At 63.9% G+C, this 20,868-nt stretch carries 21 protein-coding genes; 12 read left to right on the top strand and 9 right to left on the bottom strand.

Annotated elements, in window-relative coordinates:
- Positions 1-94 precede the first annotated feature (94 nt).
- The gene (locus KQH53_17615) at positions 95-337 is read left to right on the top strand and encodes a hypothetical protein (GenBank protein ID MCB2228503.1); all 243 of its coding nucleotides are present in this window, start codon (positions 95-97) and stop codon (positions 335-337) included.
- Between the two features lie 7 nt (positions 338-344).
- On the opposite strand, the gene KQH53_17610 is transcribed toward KQH53_17615, so the two are convergent.
- Positions 345-671: a DUF493 domain-containing protein gene (locus tag KQH53_17610; protein ID MCB2228502.1), complete on the bottom strand. Its 327-nt coding sequence runs from the start codon at positions 669-671 to the stop codon at positions 345-347.
- Positions 672-898: 227 nt separating this feature from the next.
- Between KQH53_17610 and KQH53_17605 the strand changes: the two genes are divergently transcribed.
- The 5 genes from KQH53_17605 to KQH53_17585 are packed head-to-tail and all read left to right on the top strand — an operon-like array spanning position 899 to position 3,976.
- Positions 899-1,120 (top strand): ferredoxin family protein, encoded by a 222-nt coding sequence (locus KQH53_17605; protein ID MCB2228501.1) that lies wholly within the window; start codon positions 899-901, stop codon positions 1,118-1,120.
- On the top strand, positions 1,113-2,204 hold the full coding sequence (locus tag KQH53_17600) for a 3-methyl-2-oxobutanoate dehydrogenase subunit VorB (GenBank protein ID MCB2228500.1): 1,092 nt from the start codon (positions 1,113-1,115) through the stop codon (positions 2,202-2,204). The genes KQH53_17605 and KQH53_17600 overlap by 8 nt, the downstream gene beginning before the upstream one ends.
- 13 nt (positions 2,205-2,217) lie before the next feature.
- Positions 2,218-2,970, top strand: coding sequence for a 2-oxoglutarate oxidoreductase (locus KQH53_17595; protein ID MCB2228499.1), 753 nt, complete (start codon positions 2,218-2,220; stop codon positions 2,968-2,970).
- 11 nt (positions 2,971-2,981) lie between these two features.
- On the top strand, positions 2,982-3,545 hold the full coding sequence (locus KQH53_17590; GenBank protein MCB2228498.1) for a 2-oxoacid:acceptor oxidoreductase family protein: 564 nt from the start codon (positions 2,982-2,984) through the stop codon (positions 3,543-3,545).
- Positions 3,542-3,976, top strand: coding sequence for an ACT domain-containing protein (locus KQH53_17585; protein ID MCB2228497.1), 435 nt, complete (start codon positions 3,542-3,544; stop codon positions 3,974-3,976). Before KQH53_17590 ends, KQH53_17585 begins: the two co-directional genes overlap by 4 nt.
- A gap of 314 nt (positions 3,977-4,290) precedes the next feature.
- On the opposite strand, the gene KQH53_17580 is transcribed toward KQH53_17585, so the two are convergent.
- The 6 genes from KQH53_17580 to KQH53_17555 all read right to left on the bottom strand — a co-directional run bounded on the left by KQH53_17580 (position 4,291) and on the right by KQH53_17555 (position 9,576).
- Positions 4,291-5,280 carry a hypothetical protein gene (locus KQH53_17580; GenBank protein ID MCB2228496.1) on the bottom strand — a complete coding sequence of 330 codons (990 nt, stop codon included), beginning with the start codon at positions 5,278-5,280 and terminating at the stop codon, positions 4,291-4,293.
- 67 nt (positions 5,281-5,347) lie between these two features.
- Complete coding sequence (locus KQH53_17575) at positions 5,348-5,518, bottom strand: hypothetical protein (GenBank protein ID MCB2228495.1); 171 nt, start codon at positions 5,516-5,518, stop codon at positions 5,348-5,350.
- 9 nt (positions 5,519-5,527) lie between these two features.
- Positions 5,528-5,839: a hypothetical protein gene (locus KQH53_17570; GenBank protein ID MCB2228494.1), complete on the bottom strand. Its 312-nt coding sequence runs from the start codon at positions 5,837-5,839 to the stop codon at positions 5,528-5,530.
- A 12-nt stretch (positions 5,840-5,851) separates the two neighbouring features.
- Positions 5,852-6,157, bottom strand: coding sequence for a hypothetical protein (locus tag KQH53_17565; protein MCB2228493.1), 306 nt, complete (start codon positions 6,155-6,157; stop codon positions 5,852-5,854).
- Positions 6,158-6,476: 319 nt separating this feature from the next.
- Positions 6,477-8,222, bottom strand: a complete 1,746-nt coding sequence (locus KQH53_17560) for a hypothetical protein (protein MCB2228492.1) — start codon at positions 8,220-8,222, stop codon at positions 6,477-6,479.
- Between the two features lie 37 nt (positions 8,223-8,259).
- On the bottom strand, positions 8,260-9,576 hold the full coding sequence (locus tag KQH53_17555) for an NCS2 family permease (protein MCB2228491.1): 1,317 nt from the start codon (positions 9,574-9,576) through the stop codon (positions 8,260-8,262).
- Positions 9,577-9,857: 281 nt separating this feature from the next.
- Between KQH53_17555 and KQH53_17550 the strand changes: the two genes are divergently transcribed.
- From KQH53_17550 to KQH53_17525, 6 genes are all read left to right on the top strand, one after another.
- Positions 9,858-10,760, top strand: coding sequence for a hypothetical protein (locus tag KQH53_17550; protein ID MCB2228490.1), 903 nt, complete (start codon positions 9,858-9,860; stop codon positions 10,758-10,760).
- A 17-nt stretch (positions 10,761-10,777) separates the two neighbouring features.
- Entirely contained in the window at positions 10,778-12,235 is a 1,458-nt protein-coding gene (gene guaB / locus KQH53_17545; protein ID MCB2228489.1) for an IMP dehydrogenase, read from the top strand.
- A 2-nt stretch (positions 12,236-12,237) separates the two neighbouring features.
- The gene (gene guaA / locus KQH53_17540; GenBank protein MCB2228488.1) at positions 12,238-13,791 is read left to right on the top strand and encodes a glutamine-hydrolyzing GMP synthase; all 1,554 of its coding nucleotides are present in this window, start codon (positions 12,238-12,240) and stop codon (positions 13,789-13,791) included.
- A gap of 24 nt (positions 13,792-13,815) precedes the next feature.
- Positions 13,816-14,919, top strand: coding sequence for an EVE domain-containing protein (locus KQH53_17535; protein MCB2228487.1), 1,104 nt, complete (start codon positions 13,816-13,818; stop codon positions 14,917-14,919).
- Between the two features lie 61 nt (positions 14,920-14,980).
- A complete protein-coding gene (dnaE, locus tag KQH53_17530) occupies positions 14,981-18,451 on the top strand; it encodes a DNA polymerase III subunit alpha (GenBank protein MCB2228486.1) in 3,471 nt (1,156 codons plus the stop codon).
- 2 nt (positions 18,452-18,453) lie between these two features.
- Positions 18,454-18,759: a hypothetical protein gene (locus tag KQH53_17525; protein ID MCB2228485.1), complete on the top strand. Its 306-nt coding sequence runs from the start codon at positions 18,454-18,456 to the stop codon at positions 18,757-18,759.
- A gap of 381 nt (positions 18,760-19,140) precedes the next feature.
- Here the strand turns inward: KQH53_17525 and KQH53_17520 are convergent, their stop codons facing one another.
- Together KQH53_17520 and KQH53_17515 are read right to left on the bottom strand one after the other, a co-directional pair.
- Positions 19,141-20,295, bottom strand: a complete 1,155-nt coding sequence (locus KQH53_17520) for an acyl-CoA dehydrogenase (GenBank protein ID MCB2228484.1) — start codon at positions 20,293-20,295, stop codon at positions 19,141-19,143.
- 15 nt (positions 20,296-20,310) lie between these two features.
- Positions 20,311-20,862 carry an XRE family transcriptional regulator gene (locus tag KQH53_17515; GenBank protein ID MCB2228483.1) on the bottom strand — a complete coding sequence of 184 codons (552 nt, stop codon included), beginning with the start codon at positions 20,860-20,862 and terminating at the stop codon, positions 20,311-20,313.
- Positions 20,863-20,868 lie beyond the last annotated feature (6 nt).

Raw genomic sequence — 20,868 nt, 5'->3', positions numbered from 1 at the left:
CAAGCCGGGCTGGACCGCGACGCCCGGTATGGTACAAAAAGGGTGACTTATTCTCCACCCAAGGCGCCCCCATGGGCAAGGGAAAGCCAAAAATATGGATCAGCGCATATTCGAGCAAGGCCTCAGCGTGGTGGGCACCAGCATTTATCTGTTGATGGTGGCCTTGTCCGACCAAGGGGCGCCCCTGACCCGCGAGCAGATGCTCACCATCTGGAACGGCGAGGACACGGAACTGGACGAGGGGCTGAAGGAATTGGCCGGGCGGGGCATTGTGATGAGCGCGCCGGACGGCTCCTGGCTGGTCAACCCGTCCGCGGACTGGAAGCCGCCCGCCTGAGAATTGGCTAGATCAGGGCCACCAGGCCCTCCACCTGCTTGAGCGCCTCGTAGACCTCCAGCACCTGCTCGGCGCTGGCCAGCTCGGTCTCCACGGTCACGGACATGTACTTGCCGCCCGACGAGGGCCGGGTGCGCACGCTGCCCTGATCCATGATCGGCCCCACCACGCCCTCGGCGCGGCGGCGCACCTCGGCGGGCAGCTCTTCGCTGCCCCGGGCGATCACCTTGAACATGTAAGGACAGGGGAAATCGTGGAATTGCTCCAGCAGCCGGAGCGATTCCTCGCGGCTGGCCGGCGGGGTGGCCTGGGCGGGGTCAATGAATTTGTGCATTTCTGGCCTCCCGGCGCCTGGGGCTGGGGGATGGATTACCCACTGGTATTACGGACTTAAATTTTAGCGGCCCCCTTGGGGCCTGTCAAACCGGGCCCCGGCCCTCCCCTTTTCTTGACTATAATGTTACTTCCTGATATGAATCGTCATTTCAAGGTAATGCCGATCCGTCCGCCCTCGCCCTGGTGGGCGGGGAGCGGGCGTTGGGCGGCCTATTGGGAGGGAACATGGCAAAAGGTAAAATCACCGTGGACCGGGAGTTGTGCAAAGGCTGCGGCCTGTGCATCTCGGTCTGTCCCAAGCAGTGCATCGCCGCCAGCAAGGGGCTAAACGAAAAGGGGTATTATCCGGCGGAGTTCTGCCAGGCCGAGGGTGAGGAGTGCTGCACTGCCTGCACTCTGTGCGCCTTGATCTGCCCGGACATAGCAATCGAGGTGTACCGTGGCTAAGAGACTGATGCGAGGATCCCACGTATTGGGCGAGGCCGCGGTTAGGGCCGGGTGCCGTTACTACTTCGGCTACCCCATCACCCCGCAGAACGAAGTGCCCGAGTACATGTCCGCCCGCCTGCTGGAAGTGGGCGGCACCTTCGTGCAGGCCGAGAGCGAGCTGGCCTCGGTGAACATGGTCATCGGCGCGGCCATGGCCGGCGCGCGGGTCATGACCACCTCCTCCAGCCCTGGCATCAGCCTGATGCAGGAAGGCATCAGCTACCTGGCCGGTTTGGAGCTTCCCGCGGTGATCGCCAACGTGGTGCGCGGCGGGCCGGGCCTGGGCAACATCGCCCCGGCTCAGAGCGACTACTTCCAGGCCACCCGGGGCGGCGGCCACGGCGACTACCGCACCATCGTGTTGGCCCCCTCCTCCTGTCAGGAGCTTTGCGACCTGACCGTCAGGGCCTTCGACCTGGCCGACAAGTACCGCAACCCGGTCATGATTCTGGGCGACGGCATGATGGGCCAGATGATGGAGCCGGTGGAGTTCCCGGAAATGCAGGAGCTGGCCGATCTGCCGGCCAAGGACTGGATCATCACCGGAGCCAAGGACCGTCCCAGCCGGGCGCTGTTGTCCCTGCTGCTGACCCCCAAGGTCCTGGAGGACCACAACTACAAACTGGTGCGCAAGTACGACGCGGTGACCCGCACGGAGACCGACTGGGAGGAGTACCTCCTGGACGACGCGCGCCAGGTGGTGGTGGCCTACGGCACCGCCGCCCGCATCGCCAAGGGGGCCATCAAGCGGGTGCGCTCCATGGGCCTCAAGGTCGGCCTGCTTCGGCCCAAGACCCTGTGGCCCTTCCCCAGCGAGCCCCTCAAGCGGCTCACCCGGGTGGTGCGCCAACTTCTGGTTTTCGAGATGAGCGCCGGCCAATTGGTGGAGGACGTGGAGATGGCCGTGGCCGGACAGGCCCAGGTCCACTTCTACGGCCGCCCCGGCGGCGTTGTCCCCACCCCCGAGGAGGTGGCCCACCAGATCAGCCATTACTACTACCAGGCCGGGCTCATGAACGACGACGCCCGGGCCCAGGGCTGAGGGGAGGCGCGCCATGAACAAGATATTCACCAAGCCCAAGAGCCTCAAGCCCAACGTGATGCACTATTGCCCGGGCTGCGGGCACAGCATCATCCACCGCCTGGTCGGCGAGACCATCGACGAGCTGGAGATCCAGGAGCGCACCCTGGGGGTGCCGCCCGCCGGCTGCGCGGTGTTGGCTTACAACTACTTTGACGTGGACATGGGCGAGGCCCCCCACGGCCGCGCCATCGCCGTGGCCACCGGCCTCAAGCGGGTGCTGCCCGACCGGGTGGTTTTCACCTACCAGGGCGACGGCGACATCGCGGCCATCGGCACCGCCGAGATCATCCACGCGGCCAACCGCGGCGAGAAGGTCACCGCCATCTTCGTCAACAACGGCACCTACGGCATGACCGGCGGCCAGATGGCCCCTACCACCCTGGCCGGCATGAACTCCACCACCACCCCCGGCGGCCGCGACGTGGCCCGCGACGGCGCTCCCCTGGACCTGACCCAGATGTTGGCCACGGCCAAGGGCAGCGTGTACCTGGAGCGGGTGACCGTGGCCAGCCCCAAGCACATCCGCCAGGCCAAGAAGGCCATCAAGAAGGCCTTCCAGGTGCAGCTGGACGGGCTGGGTTTCTCCCTGGTGGAGGTCCTGAGCCCCTGCCCCACCAACTGGAAGATGGCTCCGGTGCCGGCTTATGAGTGGACCTTGCAGGAGATGACCAAGATCTTCCCCTTGGGGGTGATCAAGGACATCACCGGCTACGACGAGAAATAAGGAGGCCGGCAATGACCAAGAAAATGATCTTCGCCGGCTTCGGCGGCCAGGGCGTGCTGGTCATGGGCTACCTCATGGCCCTCACCGGGATGCGCCTGGGCAAGAGCGTCACCTACCTGCCCGCCTACGGGGCCGAGGTGCGCGGCGGCACGGCCAACTGCACCGTGGTGATCAGCGACGAGGAAATCGCCTCGCCGGTGTCCTCCACCCCGGACTACGTGATCGTGATGAACAACCCCTCCCTGGTGCGTTTCGCCAACATGGTGGCCCAGGGCGGTTATCTGCTCACCAACTCCTCGCTGGTGCACGGCGAGGTCAAGCGTGACGACGTGACCAAGGTCGCGGTGCCGGTGAACGAGCTGGCCCACGAGCTGGGCGAGGACCGTTCGGCCAACGTGATCATGGTCGGCGCCCTGGCCGAAGCCACCGGCGTGGTGAGCATCGAGGCCCTGAAAGAGGCCCTGGCCGAGACCGGTCTGGGCAAGAAACCCAAGGTGTTGGAACTGAATCGACGCGCCCTGGAGGTCGGGGCCCAAAATGCCCGCCTGGCGCTGGGCAAGGAGAAGAGCGCATGACCGTCAAGCAGCTCACCATATCAATGGTCAATAAGCCCGGGCAGTTAGCTTCCATCAGCGAGATTCTGGGCGACGCCGGGGTCAACATCCTGGCCTTCTTCGTCAGCACCGCCACGGGCACTGGCGAAGGAATTATGCGCTTCGTGGTTGACAATCCGGATAAGGGTGCTAACGTTTTATCAGGACAGGGCCTCGCGGTTGAGGTTGAAGATGTGGTCGCGGCGGAAACCCCGCACCATGCCGGCGGGTTGCTGGCGGTCCTGAATCCGCTCAAGAGGGCGGAAGTCAACGTGGACTACATCTACCCTTGCATTCAGACCGGCGAGGCCACGGTGCTGATAATCGGCACCAGCGATCAGAACAAACAGGCCATTGAGGCCTTGAAAAAGGACTGGATTCGTCTCTACGGTTCTGAGCTCTACAACATGTAACCGCATCATGGATTAAGCATCAGAAACCCCTCCTACCGTGGAGAACGAAAACAAAAGAGCGCGCCTCTTCGTGAGGCGCGCTCTTTCTTTTTAGGCGGGGAGCACAAATGGGAAATCAAGAGGTTGGAATGAGGTTAGCAGGCTTGAGTGGGGCGATATGCCCGTCTGACCCGGCCCGGCTTGCCGCACTCGGCGCTTGACTCCGGGGCTGGCCTTATCCCGGCCCCCCGAACCGCATCCCTCGATTCATTCCTTATTTTTTATTATTAGCTGCTTTTGCTATTCTTAGGAATCACCCACCCCGCCCCCATCCCTTAAAATCCCCAGCCCCAAAACTTTAATAACCCCGGAAAGTCGTTCATGTCCGAGGAGAGCCGGTTCCAAGGCTTGAGGCTGGTGTAGAGCGGGTTGGCCTTGACCCCGTAGGCCTTGTCCATGCCCACCACCCCGTCCAAACACCACCAGCCGATAAACACCGTCTCCAAGGGCTTCCAGGCGCCCTTGACGTGCCCCTCCAGCATGCCGTCCTCATAGAACAAGCTGGTGGTCCCCTGCCCCAAAGGCAGACGCCACAGCGCCGCCGCCGGGATCAGCTCGGCCGAATGCAGGCGGTACAGGCGTGGGTCGTGCATGGCCGCGCCGGGAATGACCTTGAGCCCCATGACCCGGTGCTCGCCGGGCCTAAGCTCCACCACCAGGCGCGGCTGGGCCTTGCCCACGTAGGCCAGGCGCGCGGGCAGGGTCTCGCCGTAGAGCTTTACCGGCTCATCCCGCCAATCTTTCGGATAGGCCCACTTCGGCGTGTGGCTGGTGGGGGTCAGGGAAGTGTAGCAGCCGCAGGTGCCCAGGGTGCTCACCAAGACCGGCCGCAGGTGGTCGTCCAGGGTGACCACCACGAACAGGCCCATGTTCTCGCCCGCGCTGATGAACAACGGGATCAGGCTCACCGGGATAGAGGGGAAATGCACGCGGTATATCAGGTTGGTGTAATCGCCCTTGGGCGTGGAAAAGGCCACTGCCCGCCAATACATGGCCGGCTGGGCCGGGTCCATGCGTATCTGCTCCTGGCCCTGCGGGTCCAAGGAGGCCACCGGCTTGCCGATGCGGTTGTAGCTCTGCTTCCAGCCGTGGGCCACGATCAGGGGCGCGAAACGCTTCGCCAGCTCCGGGCCGCCCACGCCCTGATAGGCCTCCATGGGCCGCGCGCCGGGCTCCACCCGGGTCAGGTGCATACAGCCCCCGGCCAACAGCGCGGCCAGCAGCAGCGCGGCCAGGATTAGCTTGCGGGCCGGGGCGCTCATCATGGGTCCCTCCACGCAAAAGGCCGCCGTCTGCGCGAGACGGCGGCCTGTAAACACGCGAATCACTCGCCTACCACCAGGAGATGATCTCCTCGGCCGCGAAGATCTCCTCGATCAGCTTGTCGTAGTCGGTGTTTTCATACAGGTTGAAGCGCTTGGTTTCCTTGCCTTCGCCCAGGGCGCTCATCAGGGTCTCGGTGCTCTGGGTGGGCTCGCTTTTCAGGATATACAAAAGGCTCATCACACCCTCCTAGAACGGCACGATTATCTGGTAGGTCTTGATCTTCTCGACCATTTCCTCCAGGGGCAGGTAGTCCAGGAACTCGTACTTGTCCGCGTTGGCCTGGACATTGGTGTAACACTCGCCCTCCAGGTCGTCGAGCATCTCCAGGTTCTCCTGGAACTCCTCGTCGCTCTTCTCGGCGGGCATCTCGATCACGGTGTCGATGAAAAAACAGGCGCCCCAGAGGTTTTCCACCAGCAGGCCCAGGGTGGAGCGCAGGCCCTCCCAGGAGTCCTCGGACTCATTGACCAGAATGCATACTCTCTTGATATCTTCCATGGCTCACCCTCCCTACAGCACGATGTAGCGGTCGCACCACTCGATGATCTCGGCGTGGCGCATCTGGGTGGCGAAATCCTTATCGTCAACCAGCGGTACCGGCTTTTCCAGCTTGAAGGCCTCGAAATTCACGTTGCACAGGCTGATGTGGCCCTGGCCTTCCAGTTGGGGGAAATCGGGATCCTTGGTGAGCAGAACGCCGCGGTTGGTGAGAAACACCTTCACCTCTTTGCCGGCCTTGGTGGCGGCTTTGCATATGCCGATGAGGTGACCGAGGTTCTGGTCGGAGGAAACGAAGATTCCAAGCTTCTCCGCCATATTGCCTTCACTCCTTGCCTATATAGCCATAGCCAAGCCCGCCGGGATCAGCGGGCGCTCCTTCAAATAGCATGTGTTTACTAGGGCAAACACGCCCCGTCAAGGGCGCAAGCCCATTCTCTCCCTGGCGGAGGGGGTTTTGCCCCGGCCCAACCAGTCGCGGTCTATGAGGCCTGTCTACGCTTACCTGGCGGGTGGGATTGGCGCAACCACCCTCGGCAAATGCCCGATGGGGTGAAATGCATTATAGCACAATCAGATTGCACCTTGCCGCAAAACGCCCCAAGCACCCGCCATCCCCTTGCCATGGTTCTTGGGATTAGGGCCGCCTCCCCAGCAAGGCCGCCTGGTCCAGGATGGTCTGCCAGATGGCCAGGGAGCAGGAGTAGGTGGACTCCAGGCCGGCCAGGCCCAGGGGGTGGCTCAACAGGCTGGCCCGCAGGTTGTAGGGGGTGTCCGAGGTGTAGTGCAGAATGCCCAGGCTGAACCCCGGCGGCGGGGTCAGGCGCACCAGGCCCGGAGACGCGGTTTCTTGGGGCATGAAATGGTCGGTCAGGGCGGCCAGGCAGGGACCGGCCTCCATCTCTATGCCGGTGAAATCGGCCCGCTGCAAGCGGCGCACCGTGTCCCAGGAGTGCAAGAAGGTGCCATGCACCGTTAGGCTGCGCTGATCGTCGAACACCGCCGCGTCGTAGAGATAAGGGGCCAGCCGCCGGGCGCTGAAGCAGTTGGGCAGCTCGAATAGGCGGCGGGAGTGCACGTCGCGCACCTGGGTGGGAATCATGATATCCCCCAGCCGACCGATCATGGCCGCGCTCTTGCCCAGGACGAACAGCCCTTGCCAGGCGGACAAACGCTCGCCCGCCGCCCGCAACAGGTGGTAGGCCCCAAAGCCCAGGGGATAGTCGGTGTTGAGCACCAGGGCCCGGCTCCGGGCCAGGGCCGCGGGGTCGGGAAGGCGCAGCCTGGGGTCCAGGCGCTGGGGGATGAGCCGGGCCAGGTCAAAGACCTGGGCCTCGGCCAAGAGCGGGGGCACCGGCTCGGTGCGCCGCACCCCGGCCTCGGCCTCCATGGCCTCCCATTCCCGGGCCAGGCCGGGGTCACTGGCCAAAAGGCCCTGCTGGGCCAGGTAGAGCAGGTTGCGGGCGGTGGGGGCCGCTTCGGCCGAGAGCTGCCCGAAGGCCTGTTCCCAGGGCGCGCCCAGGCGTTCCCGGCCGTAACGGGCAAGGTCTTCGGCGTGGCGAGCGGCAAAGCCGGAGATCAGGTTGGCCAGAGAGTGGCTGTTGCTGGTCACAAAGAACACCGGCCGCCCGGCCAGGTCCAGCCCCGCGAACCGCTCCAGCATGCGCTCCCACCAGCGGTGGGCCGCGGCCTGGAAATCCTCCTCGCCCATTGGCAGAGTCACGAACTCGATATTCTTGGGTTTGGTGGCGGCCAGGGCCAACTTGTCATCCCAGCCCTCGGCCCAAAGCTCGGCCAGGGCCTGAAAGTCGGCCTGGTTAAGCCCCAGCACCCGGCGCAGCTCATGGCCCTCCTCCGAGGCCCGCGCCCGGCCCGAGGCCAACTCCGAACCCAGGGGGCTTTGGCTCAGGTGTTGGTGGATCTTGTTCCACTCGATCTGATAGGCGCACAGGCTGGGGATGAGGTCATCCAAATCCGATAGGCTGTGCACCTGCACGGCCAGGTTTTGCCCCCCATCGTAAAGGGCCGTGCGCCGCCGCTTGTCCGCCGGGGCCGGCCCCCAGGCATCCACCTCGCCCAGGCCGAAACGGACGAAGTCCTGGCGCTGGGCAGCCACCATCACCCTCTCCACCCAGGGCATGCAGCCGGGCAGCCGGGCGGCGGCATAGAGCAGGGCCGAGCTGGCTATTTGGCTGGATTCGGCCAGGCGGTGCAAGGAGGAGCCCATGTGGCAATGGGCCGGTTCCAGCTCGGAAAGCCGGAGGCGGCAGGTCTCACCGCCCAGCCGCCGGTAGCAGTCCAAATATTGGCGCACCGGTTCGCCGCCGCCCAGATCCAAACGGCGCTCCTCCGGAGCCAATAGCCGGGCGATCGCTTTCAGCATGCGCCCCCCTCCCCCCGGAGCCATGTCGCCGGCGAGCTCAATGCCCGATCCGCTCCAAGTTGAACAGCAGGATCAAGGCCAGGGCGTCCACCACCAAAAGAGCCACCGGTATCTGACGGTATTTGCCCGAGGCCGCCTTGAGCACGGTCCAGCACAGGCACCCCCAGATGATGCCCTGGGTGATGGAGTGGGTTAGCGGCATGAGCAGCATGGTCATGAAAAAGGGGATGGCGTCGTCAAAGCGTTCCCAGCGCACATAGATCAGGGGCTTGAGCATGAACACCCCGGCCAGCACCAACACCGGGGCCGTGGCCAGGGAGGGAACCAGGGACAACAGGGGCGAGAGGAATAAAAAGGGCAAAAACAAGAGCCCGGCCGTCACTGCGGTGAGTCCGGTGCGGCCCCCGGCGCGCACCCCGGTGGAGGACTCAATAAAGGCCACCGCCGGGCTGGTGCCCAGGAGGCTGGCGGCGGTGACCGCCGCGCCGCAGGTCTTGAGCCCCCGCCCCAATCCCTGGGGCCGGCCGTGCTGGTCCACCAGGTCTCCGGCCTCGCTCACCCCCACCATGGTGGCGGTGCAGTCGAACAGGCAGGTGAACAGCAGCACGAAGATAAGGGGCCAATGGCTCAGGGAGAGCGCGCCTAATACATCCAGGGACAAAAGCAGGGAAAAGTCCGGGGCCTGGAACCAGCCGGTAAAGGCCACCGCCGGAGGCCCGGCGTCCCAAAGCCGTCCGATGGGCCAGGCCGCCAGGGTGGTTAGGGCCACTCCCCATAAAAAGCCGGCCGGCACCTTGCGCACCACCAGCACCGAGGTGATCAAAAAGCCGATCAGAAAAGTGAGGGTGCGGGGGGTGAAGGAGCCCAGGGCCAGGCCCAGCTCCTCGTGGGGGATTATCAGGCCGCCGGAACGCAGGCCCAAAATGGCGATGAACAGGCCTATGCCCCCGGCCATGCCCAGGCGCAGCATGCGGGGCACCCCCTCGATCAAGCGCCGACCGCGATCCAGGAACATGAGCAGCATGAACAGGACCCCCGCCCAGAACACACAGCCCAGGGCGGTGGCGTAATCCACCCCCTCTTGCTGGCTGATGACCAGGGCCAACATGGAGTTGAGGCTCATGCCCGGGGCCACCAAAAGGGGGTTGTTGGCGTACAGGCCCATGAAAATGCTGGCAAAGGCGGAAACCAGCACCGTGGCGGTGAGCGAGGCGGAAAATGGCAGGCCCGCGTGGGCCAGTATGGCCGGGTTGACCAGGATGATGTACATGGCCGAGACAAAGGTGGTGGCCCCGGCCAATACCTCACGGCGCACATCGGTGCCGTGGTTGCGTAGCTCGAATAAATCCCTCAAACAACTCTCCAAAGGCGCGGACAGGGGCGAGGCAGATGACATAGTGCCCTGAATGCGGGCATATGTCCAGGCCGCCGCCTGAATGGCCTCCAAGGCTTGCCCGACACATCGCACCCCGGCCGGCCAACCGGGCCCCTGCCCCGCGCAATCGCACCAAAAGCCCCCGCCTTGCCAACCCGACCCCGGTCTGCTAGAAAGAGGGGCAACTTAATGGTTGCCACCTCCCGAGGCCCCTTAATGGCAAATGTCCGAAAACACGTTTTTTCCTGGGTAATTGGCCTATGATCGCCGCTGCCCTGGACCTGGGCTCCAACACCCTGCGCCTGCTGGTGGCCGAGGTGGGCCCAAACGGCTACCAGGACATCGAACGCGGCCTGGCCACCCCCCGCCTGGGCCGGGGCCTGAGGCCCGGCGCCGAGCTGGCTCCGGACGCCAAGCAAGCCGCCCGCGAGCACGCCGGGGCGTTCGCGGCCCGGGCGCGCGAGCTCGGGGCAAAACGCATCGCCCTGGCCGCCACCCAGGCCTGCCGCCTGGCTGCGGACGGCCCTGATTTCGTGGCCTCCCTGGGCCGGGACCTGGGCCTGGACCTGGCCGAGATCATCAGCGGCGAACAGGAAGCGGCCCTTTCGCGGGCCGGGGTGCTCAGCCGCTTGCAAGGCCAAGCCGAAGGCGCGGTCTTGGCCGACGTGGGCGGGGGCAGCACCGAGGTCACCGCCCTGGACGGCTCCTGGGCCCATAGCCTGCCCCTGGGCGCGGTTAGCCTGAGCGAGGCCCATCTGCACACCGACCCGCCCTCCCCGGCCGAGCTGGCCGCTTTGCAGGCGGCGGTGGCCGATGGATTGCGAGGGCTGGCCTCCCCAAAGGCCGCCCGCCTGGTGGCCACGGCGGGCACCGCGGCCACGGTGGGGGCCCTGCTTTTGGGCATGAAAATCTATGAGCCGGGGCGGGTCAACAACCTGGCCGCCGGCCTGGATGAGCTGGAAACGCAACTGTCCCGCCTGGCCGCCCTGCCCCTGCGCGAGCGGCGTCAGGTTCCCGGCCTGGAGCCGGAGCGGGCTGATATAATACTGGCAGGCATGGCTCTGTTGCAGGGCCTGCTGCTGGTTCTTCATTTGGACCAGATGACGGTGATGGACGCCGGTCTCCTGGAGGGCATACTCCTGGAGCTGGCCGCCGCCCAATGATGGAGAGGTAAAAAGGCATGAATCACAGAGTGGAAGAGGGACTCACTTTCGACGACCTCATGCTCAAGCCGGGCCACAGCACGGTGCTGCCCCGCGAGGTGGACACCTCCACCCAGCTCACCCGTACGGTGCGCCTGAGCATCCCCATCGTCACCGCCGCCATGGACACGGTCACCGAGTCCGACACGGCTATCAGCATCGCCCGCCAGGGCGGCATCGGCTTCATCCACAAGAACATGTCCATCGACCACCAGGTCCTGGATGTGGTCAAGGTGAAGAAATCCGAGTCAGGCATGATCGTGGACCCGGTCACCGTGGGGCCGGACGCCAGCCTGCACGACGTGCTGGACGTGATGAGCCGCTACCGCATCTCCGGCGTGCCGGTGGTGGATGGCGGCAAGCTGGTGGGCATCATCACCAACCGCGATCTCCGCTTCGAGACCAAGCTGGACCAGCCGGTGAGCCGGGTGATGACCAAGGACCATTTGGTGACCGCCCGCGAAGGCACCACCCTGGAAGAATCCAAGGCCATCCTTCACGAGCACCGCATCGAGAAGCTACTGGTCACCGACGAGAAGGGCGCGCTCAAGGGACTCATCACCATCAAGGACATCGAGAAGGTGCGCAAGTACCCCCATGCGGCCAAGGACAGCCTGGGCCGCCTGCGTGTGGGCGCGGCGGTGGGGGCCGGCGATGACGGCCTGCTGCGGGCCGAGGCCCTGATCAATGCCGGGGTGGATGTGCTGGTGGTGGATTCGGCCCATGGCCACGCCCAGGGAGTCATCGACACCGTAGCCGCCATCAAGAAAGCCTTCCCCGACACCCAGCTGGCCGCGGGCAACATCGCCACCGCCGACGGGGCCAAGGCGCTCATCGAGGCCGGGGTCGACGCGGTCAAGGTGGGCGTGGGGCCGGGCAGCATCTGCACCACCCGGGTGGTGGCCGGGGTGGGCGTGCCCCAGATGAGCGCCATCTTCGAGGTCTCCGAGATCACCAAGGCTGCGGGCGTGCCGCTGATCGCCGACGGCGGCATCAAGTTCTCCGGCGACCTCACCAAGGCCCTGGCCGCCGGGGCCCAGGTGGTGATGATCGGTTCCTTGTTCGCGGGCACCGAGGAGAGCCCCGGCGAGACGATTCTTTTCCAAGGCCGCCGCTACAAGGTCTACCGGGGCATGGGCTCCATCGACGCCATGCGTCAGGGCTCGGCCGACCGCTATTCCCAGGACGCGAGCGATGCCGACAAGATGGTGCCAGAGGGCATCGTGGGCCGGGTGCCCTTCCGGGGCTCCCTGGCCGACAGCATTTACCAGCTGGTGGGCGGACTCAAGGCGGGCATGGGCTACGTGGGCGCGGCCAACATCGAGGAACTGGCCTCCCGGGCCCGCTTCGTCAAAATTACCGCCGCGGGCCTTCGCGAGAGCCACGTGCACGACGTGACCATCACCAAGGAAGCCCCCAACTACCGGGTGGAGTGATAGTGAGCGAGCTACACCAGCAGAAAATCCTGATCCTGGACTTCGGCTCCCAGACCACCCAGCTCATCGCGCGCCGGGTGCGCGAGGCGCGGGTCTACTGCGAAATCCATCCCTGCACCATGCCCATGGAGGAGATCCGGGCCTACACGCCCAAGGGCATCATCCTCTCGGGCGGCCCGGCCTCCTGCTACGAGCCCGGGGCCCCCAGCGTGGATCAGGGCATCTTCGCCCTGGGCGTGCCGGTGTTGGGCATCTGCTACGGGATGCAGATCATCACCCACCTGTTGGGCGGAGTGGTGGCCAAGGGCGCCAAGCGCGAGTACGGCCCGGCCAAGCTGGAGATACACAAGCTCAGCGGCCCCTTCCGCGACACCGACCAGGACGAGCCCCAGCCGGTGTGGATGAGCCACGGCGACCGCATCGAAAAGCTGCCCCAGGGCTTCGAGGCCATGGCGGTGACCGGCAACTCGCCGGTGGCGGCCATGGGCGACATCGAGCGGCGCATCTACGGAGTGCAGTTCCACCCCGAGGTGGCCCACACCCCGGGCGGCGCGGCCATGCTGGCCGCCTTCGTCTTGGGCGATTGCGGCTGCGAGCCCATCTGGACCATGCACAACTTCGCCGAAGCCACCATCAACGATTTCAAGCAGCGCCTGGGCGGCCAGAAGGTCATCTGCGCCCTTAGCGGCGGGGTGGACTCCTCGGTGGTTGCGCTCCTATTGCACAAGGCCATCGGCAAGGACCTGACCAGCATCTTCGTGGACAACGGGGTGCTCCGGTCGGGCGAGGTCTCCGAGGTGGCGGGCCTGTTCCGCGACGTGTTCGGCCTGAACCTGGTGGTGGTGGACGCGGCCGATCTGTTCCTGGACCGTTTGGCCGGGGTCACCGACCCGGAAGAGAAGCGCCGCATCATCGGCCACACCTTCATCGAGGTGTTCGAGGCCGAGGCCAAGAAGCTGGGCGAGGTGGAGTACCTGGCCCAAGGCACGCTGTACCCCGACGTGATCGAGAGCGTGAGCTTCAAGGGCCCCAGCGCGGTGATCAAGAGCCACCACAACGTGGGCGGCCTGCCCGAGAAGATGAAGCTCAAGCTGGTGGAGCCGCTGAGGGAATTGTTCAAGGACGAGTGCCGCGAGGTGGGCCGCGAGCTGGGCCTGCCCGAATCCATTGTCAGCCGCCAGCCCTTCCCCGGCCCCGGCCTGGCCATCCGCATCATGGGCGAGGTGACCCGCGCCCGTTTGCGCACCTTGCGCGAGGCCGATGCCATCGTGCAGGAGGAGATGCGCGCGGCGGACCTCTACACCAAGGTGTGGCAGTCCTTCGCGGTGATGGTGCCGGTAAAGACCGTGGGCGTAATGGGCGACGAGCGCACCTACGAGGACGTGGTGGCCCTGCGCATCGTGGACAGCGTGGACGCCATGACCGCCGACTGGTCTCGCGTGCCCTATGAGCTTTTGGCCAAGCTGAGCAGCCGCATCATCAACGAGGTGGCCGGGATAAACCGGGTGGTGTTGGATATTTCAAGTAAGCCACCCAGCACCATTGAGTGGGAGTAGGCAGCTATCTCCAAGGGGGGTTAAATGGCTCCACGGAACTACTGGTTAAACCTGTTTACATGGAAAACCTGGCAGGAATTTCTAGCTGCCGGTGGTGACACTAGTGGTTTCAGTGAGCATAGATTGAATATGTTGAAAAGAACTAAGCCTGGCGATTATTTTCTCTGCTATTTAATAGGTGTCTCTAGGTTTATCGCCATAATGGAGATCACCAGTGATCCTTTCAAAGACGAGAGTAAAATTTGGGAAGACAGCCCCTTCCCATGCAGAGTAAAAGTTAAAGTTTTAGTAGGTCTTACTCCTGAAACTGCGGTTCCGATCAAGGAGCTTAAAGAACAGCTCTCTATCTTTGAAAATTTATCTCATCCAAACGCTTGGACTGGACATCTACGAGGTTCACCCGCCAGATGGAAAGTTGCCGATGGCGAAATAGTCACCAAGGCTGTGTTTGATGCTAAAGAGAATCCAGTACATCGCCCCGTTGATCAAGGAAAGCTCAAAACCAGACCAAAGGCCTTTAAAACTAAATTCGGGCCGGTAATAGTGCCAGAGTCAGAAAATGCAGGAAACGAAACTTCTTCTCAAAAAGAACAAGTTTATGAACACACAGAAATACAATGGCTACTGTTGAAATTTGGTTCAGACATGGGGCTCGACGTTTGGGTCGCTAAAAATGATAAAGGGAAAAAATGGAGGTCCCAAAGATTCGACTCATTAAAAAAGCTAAGAAAAGAGCTACCCTTGCAGTTTGATGCTGCCACGAATCAGACAATTGAATTAATCGATGTACTGTGGCTGCAAGGAAACAGTATTGTCGCAGCCTTCGAAATAGAAAGCACTACATCTATCTACTCAGGTTTGTTGCGGTTATCCGATTTGATTGCAATGCAACCTAACCTGAATATCCCTTTATTTATCGTAGCCCCTGATGGCCGAAGAGATAAGGTTATCTCTGAAGTCAATCGCCCCACTTTTTCCCGTCTTTTGCCGCCTATGTACGAGATGTGTCGCTACATCTCCTTTTCATCGTTAAGAACCAGCCTAGAAAACATCTCTTCATTAGTTCAATATATAAAACCAGATTACCTTGATGAAATTTCCGAATCCTGTGAAGTGGATTTCGAATAATGCGGCGAGTTGGCGATCGCGAACACCTTGAATCGTCATTGACAACCATGAGAGATCGCCCATGACCACCCCCTTCGTCCATCTGCATTGCCACACCCAGTACAGCCTCCTGGACGGGGCCATCCGCCTGCCCGACCTCATGAAGCGCGCCAAGGAACTGGGCATGGACTCCGTGGCGGTCACCGACCACGGCAACATGTTCGGGGCCATCCACTTCCAGCTCGCGGCCCAAAAGGCGGGTCTCAAGCCCATCATCGGCTGCGAGGTCTACGTGGCGCCCGGCGACCGCCGCGAAAAAGAGGCCAAACCCGGCCAGGAGATAGCCAACCATCTGGTGCTCCTGGCCAAGGACCTCACCGGCTACCAGAACCTGGTGCGCCTGGTCTCGGCCGGCTACACCGAGGGTTTCTACTACAAGCCGCGCATCGACATGGAGCTTCTGAGCAAGCACAGCCAGGGGCTCATCGCGCTAAGCGCCTGCCTGTCCGGCAAGGTGCCCAGCCTGTTGATGAACGACCGGATCGAGCAGGCCGAGGCCGAGGCCAAGGAATTCCTGAGCATCATGGGCGAGGGCAACTTCTTCCTAGAGCTGCAGGACGCGGGGCTCCCCGAGCAAAAGAAGGTCAACCCCATGCTGGTGGACCTGGGCCAGCGCCTGGGCATCGGCCTGGTGGCCACCAACGACTGCCACTACCTGACCCGCGACGACCACGAGGCCCACGACGTGCTGCTGTGCATCCAGACCGGCAAGACGGTGGACGCCAGCGACCGCATGAAGCTCTCCAACGAGACCTACTACAAAACGCCCGAGGAGATGAGCGCCCTGTTCGGCCACGTGCCCGGAGCCATCGAGAACAGCGTGGAGATCGCCTCTCGCTGCAACGTGGAAATCCCCCTGGGCAACCTGCGCTTCCCGGTATTCAGCCTGGACAATGGCGAGACCGCCGAGGACCGCCTGCGCAAGGAGGCCCGCGAGGGCCTTCAGGAGCGCATCGCCGAGCTCACCGCCCGGGGCCAGGCCATCGACAAGCAGGAGTACGCCGACCGCCTGGCCTACGAGCTGGACGTGCTGGTGCAGATGGGTTTCGCGGGCTACTTCCTGGTGGTGGCCGACTTCATCAACTGGGCCAAGGACCACGGCATCCCGGTGGGGCCGGGGCGCGGCTCGGCCGCCGGATCACTGGTGGCCTTTTCCATGCGCATCACCGACCTGGACCCCATACGCTACGGGCTAATCTTCGAGCGCTTTTTGAACATCGAGCGCAAGTCCATGCCCGACATCGACGTGGACTTCTGCCAGTTCCGGCGGCCCGAGGTGATCGAGTACGTCACCGAAAAGTACGGGTCCGACCGGGTGGCCCAGATCATCACCTACGGCTCCATGCAGGCCCGCGCGGTTATCCGCGACGTGGCCCGCGCCTTGAACGTGCCCTATGCCGACGCGGATCAGATCGCCAAGCTGGTGCCCACCAAGCTGGGCATCAGCCTGGACGAGGCCCTGGACACCGAGCCCCGCATCCGGGAGCGCATGAAGGCCGACCCCCAGGTGAACAAACTGATCAACATCGCGCGCTCTCTGGAAGGCCTGCCCCGCCATGCTTCCACCCACGCCGCCGGGGTGGTCATCGGCGACGTTCCCTTGGACGAGGTGGTGCCCCTGTACCGCAACCCCTCGGACGAGTCGGTGGTCACCCAGTTCGACATGAAGTGCGTGGAAAAGGCCGGACTGATCAAGTTCGACTTTTTGGGCCTCAAGACGCTCACGGTGATCGCCTATGCCGTGCAGATGGTGCGGGCCAACCACGACCCGGACTTCGCCATCGAGAGCGTGGACCTGGAGGACAAGGAGACCTACGAGCTCTTGTCCCGCGGCGACACCACCGGCGTGTTCCAGCTGGAGTCCTCGGGCATGAAGGAGCTCCTGGCCAAGCTCAAGCCCGGCGTGTTCGAGGACGTAATCGCCCTGGTGGCCCTCTACCGCCCCGGCCCCTTGGAATCGGGCATGGTGGACGACTTCGTGGCCCGCAAGCACGGCCAGAAGGAGGTGAGCTACTTCTTCCCCGAGCTGGAGCCGGTCTTGAAGGAGACCTACGGGGTCATCGTGTACCAGGAGCAGGTCATGGAGATCGCCCGCCGCCTGGCCGGCTACTCCCTGGGCGAGGGCGACATCCTGCGCCGGGCCATGGGCAAGAAAGACCCCCAGGTGATGAACCAGCAAAAGGAGCGCTTTTTGGAAGGCGCCCTGGAGCACGGTATTTCCCGGGCCGAGTCGGGCAACATGTTCGACCTCATTGCCAAGTTTGCGGGCTATGGCTTCAACAAGTCCCACTCCGCGGCCTATGCCCTCATCACCTTCCAGACCGCATACCTCAAGGCCCACTTCCCCTTGGAGTTCATGGCCGCGCTGCTGACCAGCGAGGTCAACGACACCGACAAGGTGATGGCCCACATCGGCGAGTGCCGCGAGCACGGCCTCACCGTCAAGCCGCCTGACATCAACCTCTCGGCCATGGACTTCACCGTGGTGGACGAGGCCATCCGCTTCGGCCTGGCCGCGGTGAAGAACGTGGGGCGCGGCGCGGTGGAGGCCATCCTGGAAGCGCGCGCCGAGGGCGGCGAGTTCGCGGGCCTGCACGAATTCTGCGAGCGGGTGGACCTGCGCAAGGTCAACCGCCGGGTGCTGGAGAGCCTTGTCAAGTGCGGCGCCTTTGACAGCACCGGGGCCCACCGCGCCCAGCTCATGGCCGTGTTGGATGAGGCCCTGGAGCACGGCCAGAAGGTGCGGCGCGACATCGACGCGGGCCAGGGCTCCATCTTCGACCTCATGGGCGGGGCCAGCGGGCCTGGGCCGGCCGCGCCGGAGCTGCCCAACGTGCCGCCCTGGGCCGAGGCCGACCGCCTGGGCTACGAGAAGGAGGCCATCGGCTTCTACATCACCGGGCACCCGCTCAGCGACTTTCAGGACGAGATCAAGCGCCTGGGCACCCTGGACACCGTGGCCCTAAAGGCGGCCAGCGACGGCATGACCGTGACCCTGGCCGGGGTGGCCGCTGCCCTGAAACAGAAGGTCACCAAAAAGGGCGACCGCATGGCCTTCGTGAGCCTGGAGGACCTGAAGGGCACGGTGGAGGTGATCTGCTTCCCGGACTGCTTTGCCAAGGCCGAGGAGTTTTTAAAGGGCGACGAACCGCTTTTGGTCAAGGGCACGGTGGACAAGGACGAGCGCGGGGTAAAGGTGAAAGCCACCTCTGTGGAGCCGCTGAGCTCGGCGGCCCAAACCCGCACCACCCGCTTGCGCCTCAAGCTGGAGGCCACGGGCCTCACCCGCGAGAAGCTGGTGCTGCTCAGGCAAACCCTGGACAAGCACCCCGGCACCTGCCGGGTGTCGCTGCACCTCAAGGTGCCGGGCAAGGGCACCGCCACCCTGGTGCTGCCCGGCCAGTACCGCGTGGCCGCCGACCCGGCGCTTATCGACTCGGTTAACCAGCTCTTCGGCCACCCGGTGGTGGAGCCGGTTCTGGCGGGGGATTAGGCATGTCCCGCGCCGGTATCGCCAGCGCCCTGCTCTTCTGCCTGTTGCTAGCCTCGGCCTGCAACACGGCCAGCCACTTCGGCAACGTGGACCAGGAGCTGGCCAAGGACGTGGGCGTGCTCACCTATGACCAGGCCGTGGCCCGCTGGGGCCAGCCCACCAGCGTGGACCACGCAGACAAGCGCTTCACCGCCTACTGGCTAAAGGAAAAGACAGCAGGCGTGGTCAAGGAGCGCCTGTGGCTCACCTTTGACAATGCCGAGCAGAAACTCCGCGCCTACCGCTACACCAGCAAGCCGTTTGAGTAGCTTCAAGAGCTAAGAGTTAGGAAGGTTGGCAAGGAAGGGGCAAGGAAGCATGGGCTGTCTTGCCTTTCTCATTTAGCGCACCACCCGATTTCCACCTAACCATCAACTCGTTGCAGAGATTGCTTCGGCCCGGCCATGGCCGCGCCTCGCAATGACAACGTTGTCTATATATCCACCATTGTCATTGCGAGGAGCCGCTGCCCAGCGGCGACGCGGCAATCTCGGCCTGCAACAGAATGCTTGAGTTGTACGTTGTCCCCCGCCCAAAACAACGGCCGGATATTGCCTCGGGCAATATCCGGCGAAGTTTTTTGAAGGGGTGGCGCGGAGGGGAAACTTTTTTCCAAAAAAGTTTCCCCTCCGCCAATACTCGGCTAACTCTTATCGCACCATGGGCGGGCCGATCAGGTTGTTGCTGATCACGATGCGCTGAATCTCGCTGGTGCCTTCGTAGATGGTGAACACCCGGGCATCGCGGTAGTGGCGCTCCGCGCTGTACTCTGTGCTGAAGCCGTAGCCGCCGTGCATCTGAATGGCCTGGCCGGCCACCTGCTGCACCATCTCTGAGGCGAAGAGCTTGGCCATGGAGGCCTGCATGGAGTAGCGCTTGCCCAGGTCCTTGAGGCTGGCCGCGTTGAGGCACAAAAGGCGCGCCGCCTCGATCTGGGTGGCCATGTCGGCCAGCTTCCAGCGGATGCCCTGAAAGTCGCTGATGGCCCGGCCGAACTGCTCCCGGTTGCGGGTGAAGTCGATGGCCTCGTCCAAACAGGCGCTGGCCACGCCCACCGACTGGGCCGAGATGCCGATGCGTCCGCCGTCCAGGCAGGTCATGGCCACGCGGAAGCCGTCGCCCGGCTTGCCAAGCACGTTCTCCGCCGGGATGCGGCAGTCTTCGAACACCAACTGCGCGGTATCGCTGGCCCTCAGTCCCAGCTTGTCCTCCAGCCGAGACACGATCAGGCCCGGCGTGCCCTTGGGCACCAGAAAGGCGCTTATGCCCCGGTGCCGCTTGTTCTTGTCGTTGACCGCGGTGACGATGACCACGCCCGCGTTCTTGCCGGTGGTGATGAACTGCTTGGTGCCGTTGATCACCCATTCGTCGCCGTCCAGCACCGCGCTGGTGCGCTGGCTGGAGGGGTCTGAGCCCGCGCCGGGCTCGGTGAGGGCAAAGGCGCCGATGCAATCGCCGCTGGTCATCTGGGGCAGCCAGTGCTGCTTCTGCTCCTCGGAGCCGAAGCGCAGGATGGCCTCGCAGGCGATGGAGTTGTGCACGCTCATCACCACCGCCGTGCTGGCGCAGCCATAGGCGATCTCGCTGAGCGCCAGGGCGTAGCTCACCGTGTCCACGCCCACCCCGCCGTACTTCTCGGGCACCATCATGCCCATGAAGCCCAGCTCGCCCATTTGCAACAGGTTCTCGCGGGGGAACTCATGGCTGCGGTCGCGCGCGGCGGCGGTGGGCAAAAGCACCTCCCTGGCAAAGTCCCGGGCCAGGGTTTGGATCATCACCTGCTCTTCGCTGAGCACAAAGGCCATGGCGCGCTCCCGGCTTTATGGAGTGTAGAGTACGACCAGCAGCTCGGTGGTTTCGTCGCCGGGGTTTTTCAGGGTGTGCACCAGGCTGGAGTTGAAATGCAGACTGTCGCCAACCGCGAGACGGTTGAGGTTCTGGCCAACCTTGACCTCCACCTCGCCGGAGAGCACGTAGACGAACTCCTCGCCCTCGTGCTGATAGCCCGCGCCTTCCAGGTCGCTGGTGGGGTCGATGGTAACCAGGAAGCTCTTGAGGTGGCGGTGGCCCGCCTCCGGGGTGAGCACGCGGTAGGAGTAGCGGTCGGTGCGCTTCTTCACCGCCTCCACGCGGCGCTCGGCAGCCTCGGCCTCGTCCTCGTCCTTGAGTAGCTCGCCGCTGTCCACTTCCAGGGCCCGCGACAGAGTTAGCAGCAAGGCCACGGGCGGAATCTTCTCGTCCTTCTCGATCTGGGCCAGGGTCTCCACCGATTGCCCGGTCATGTTGGCCAGGGTCTCCAGGCTCATTTCCTGGCTTTCCCGCAGGCGGCCGATGCGCTGCCCCAGGGATTGCCGTTTGACCTTGCGTGCCATTTTCCG

The organism is Desulfarculaceae bacterium (assembly GCA_020444545.1).
Classification (GTDB): Bacteria; Desulfobacterota; Desulfarculia; order Desulfarculales; family Desulfarculaceae; genus Desulfoferula.
This window is presented reverse-complemented; position numbering and strand designations above follow the sequence as displayed.

Excerpts from the sequence above, each read along its gene's own strand:
- KQH53_17615 (MCB2228503.1), top strand. The coding sequence starts at position 95 with ATGGATCAGCGCATATTCGAGCAAGGCCTCAGCGTGGTGGGCACCAGC.
- KQH53_17610 (MCB2228502.1), bottom strand. The coding sequence starts at position 671 with ATGCACAAATTCATTGACCCCGCCCAGGCCACCCCGCCGGCCAGCCGC.
- KQH53_17605 (MCB2228501.1), top strand. The coding sequence starts at position 899 with ATGGCAAAAGGTAAAATCACCGTGGACCGGGAGTTGTGCAAAGGCTGC.
- KQH53_17595 (MCB2228499.1), top strand. The coding sequence starts at position 2,218 with ATGAACAAGATATTCACCAAGCCCAAGAGCCTCAAGCCCAACGTGATG.
- KQH53_17590 (MCB2228498.1), top strand. The coding sequence starts at position 2,982 with ATGACCAAGAAAATGATCTTCGCCGGCTTCGGCGGCCAGGGCGTGCTG.
- KQH53_17585 (MCB2228497.1), top strand. The coding sequence starts at position 3,542 with ATGACCGTCAAGCAGCTCACCATATCAATGGTCAATAAGCCCGGGCAG.
- KQH53_17580 (MCB2228496.1), bottom strand. The coding sequence starts at position 5,280 with ATGATGAGCGCCCCGGCCCGCAAGCTAATCCTGGCCGCGCTGCTGCTG.
- KQH53_17575 (MCB2228495.1), bottom strand. The coding sequence starts at position 5,518 with ATGAGCCTTTTGTATATCCTGAAAAGCGAGCCCACCCAGAGCACCGAG.
- KQH53_17570 (MCB2228494.1), bottom strand. The coding sequence starts at position 5,839 with ATGGAAGATATCAAGAGAGTATGCATTCTGGTCAATGAGTCCGAGGAC.
- KQH53_17565 (MCB2228493.1), bottom strand. The coding sequence starts at position 6,157 with ATGGCGGAGAAGCTTGGAATCTTCGTTTCCTCCGACCAGAACCTCGGT.
- KQH53_17560 (MCB2228492.1), bottom strand. The coding sequence starts at position 8,222 with ATGCTGAAAGCGATCGCCCGGCTATTGGCTCCGGAGGAGCGCCGTTTG.
- KQH53_17550 (MCB2228490.1), top strand. The coding sequence starts at position 9,858 with ATGATCGCCGCTGCCCTGGACCTGGGCTCCAACACCCTGCGCCTGCTG.
- guaB (MCB2228489.1), top strand. The coding sequence starts at position 10,778 with ATGAATCACAGAGTGGAAGAGGGACTCACTTTCGACGACCTCATGCTC.
- KQH53_17535 (MCB2228487.1), top strand. The coding sequence starts at position 13,816 with ATGGCTCCACGGAACTACTGGTTAAACCTGTTTACATGGAAAACCTGG.
- dnaE (MCB2228486.1), top strand. The coding sequence starts at position 14,981 with ATGACCACCCCCTTCGTCCATCTGCATTGCCACACCCAGTACAGCCTC.
- KQH53_17525 (MCB2228485.1), top strand. The coding sequence starts at position 18,454 with ATGTCCCGCGCCGGTATCGCCAGCGCCCTGCTCTTCTGCCTGTTGCTA.
- KQH53_17520 (MCB2228484.1), bottom strand. The coding sequence starts at position 20,295 with ATGGCCTTTGTGCTCAGCGAAGAGCAGGTGATGATCCAAACCCTGGCC.
- KQH53_17515 (MCB2228483.1), bottom strand. The coding sequence starts at position 20,862 with ATGGCACGCAAGGTCAAACGGCAATCCCTGGGGCAGCGCATCGGCCGC.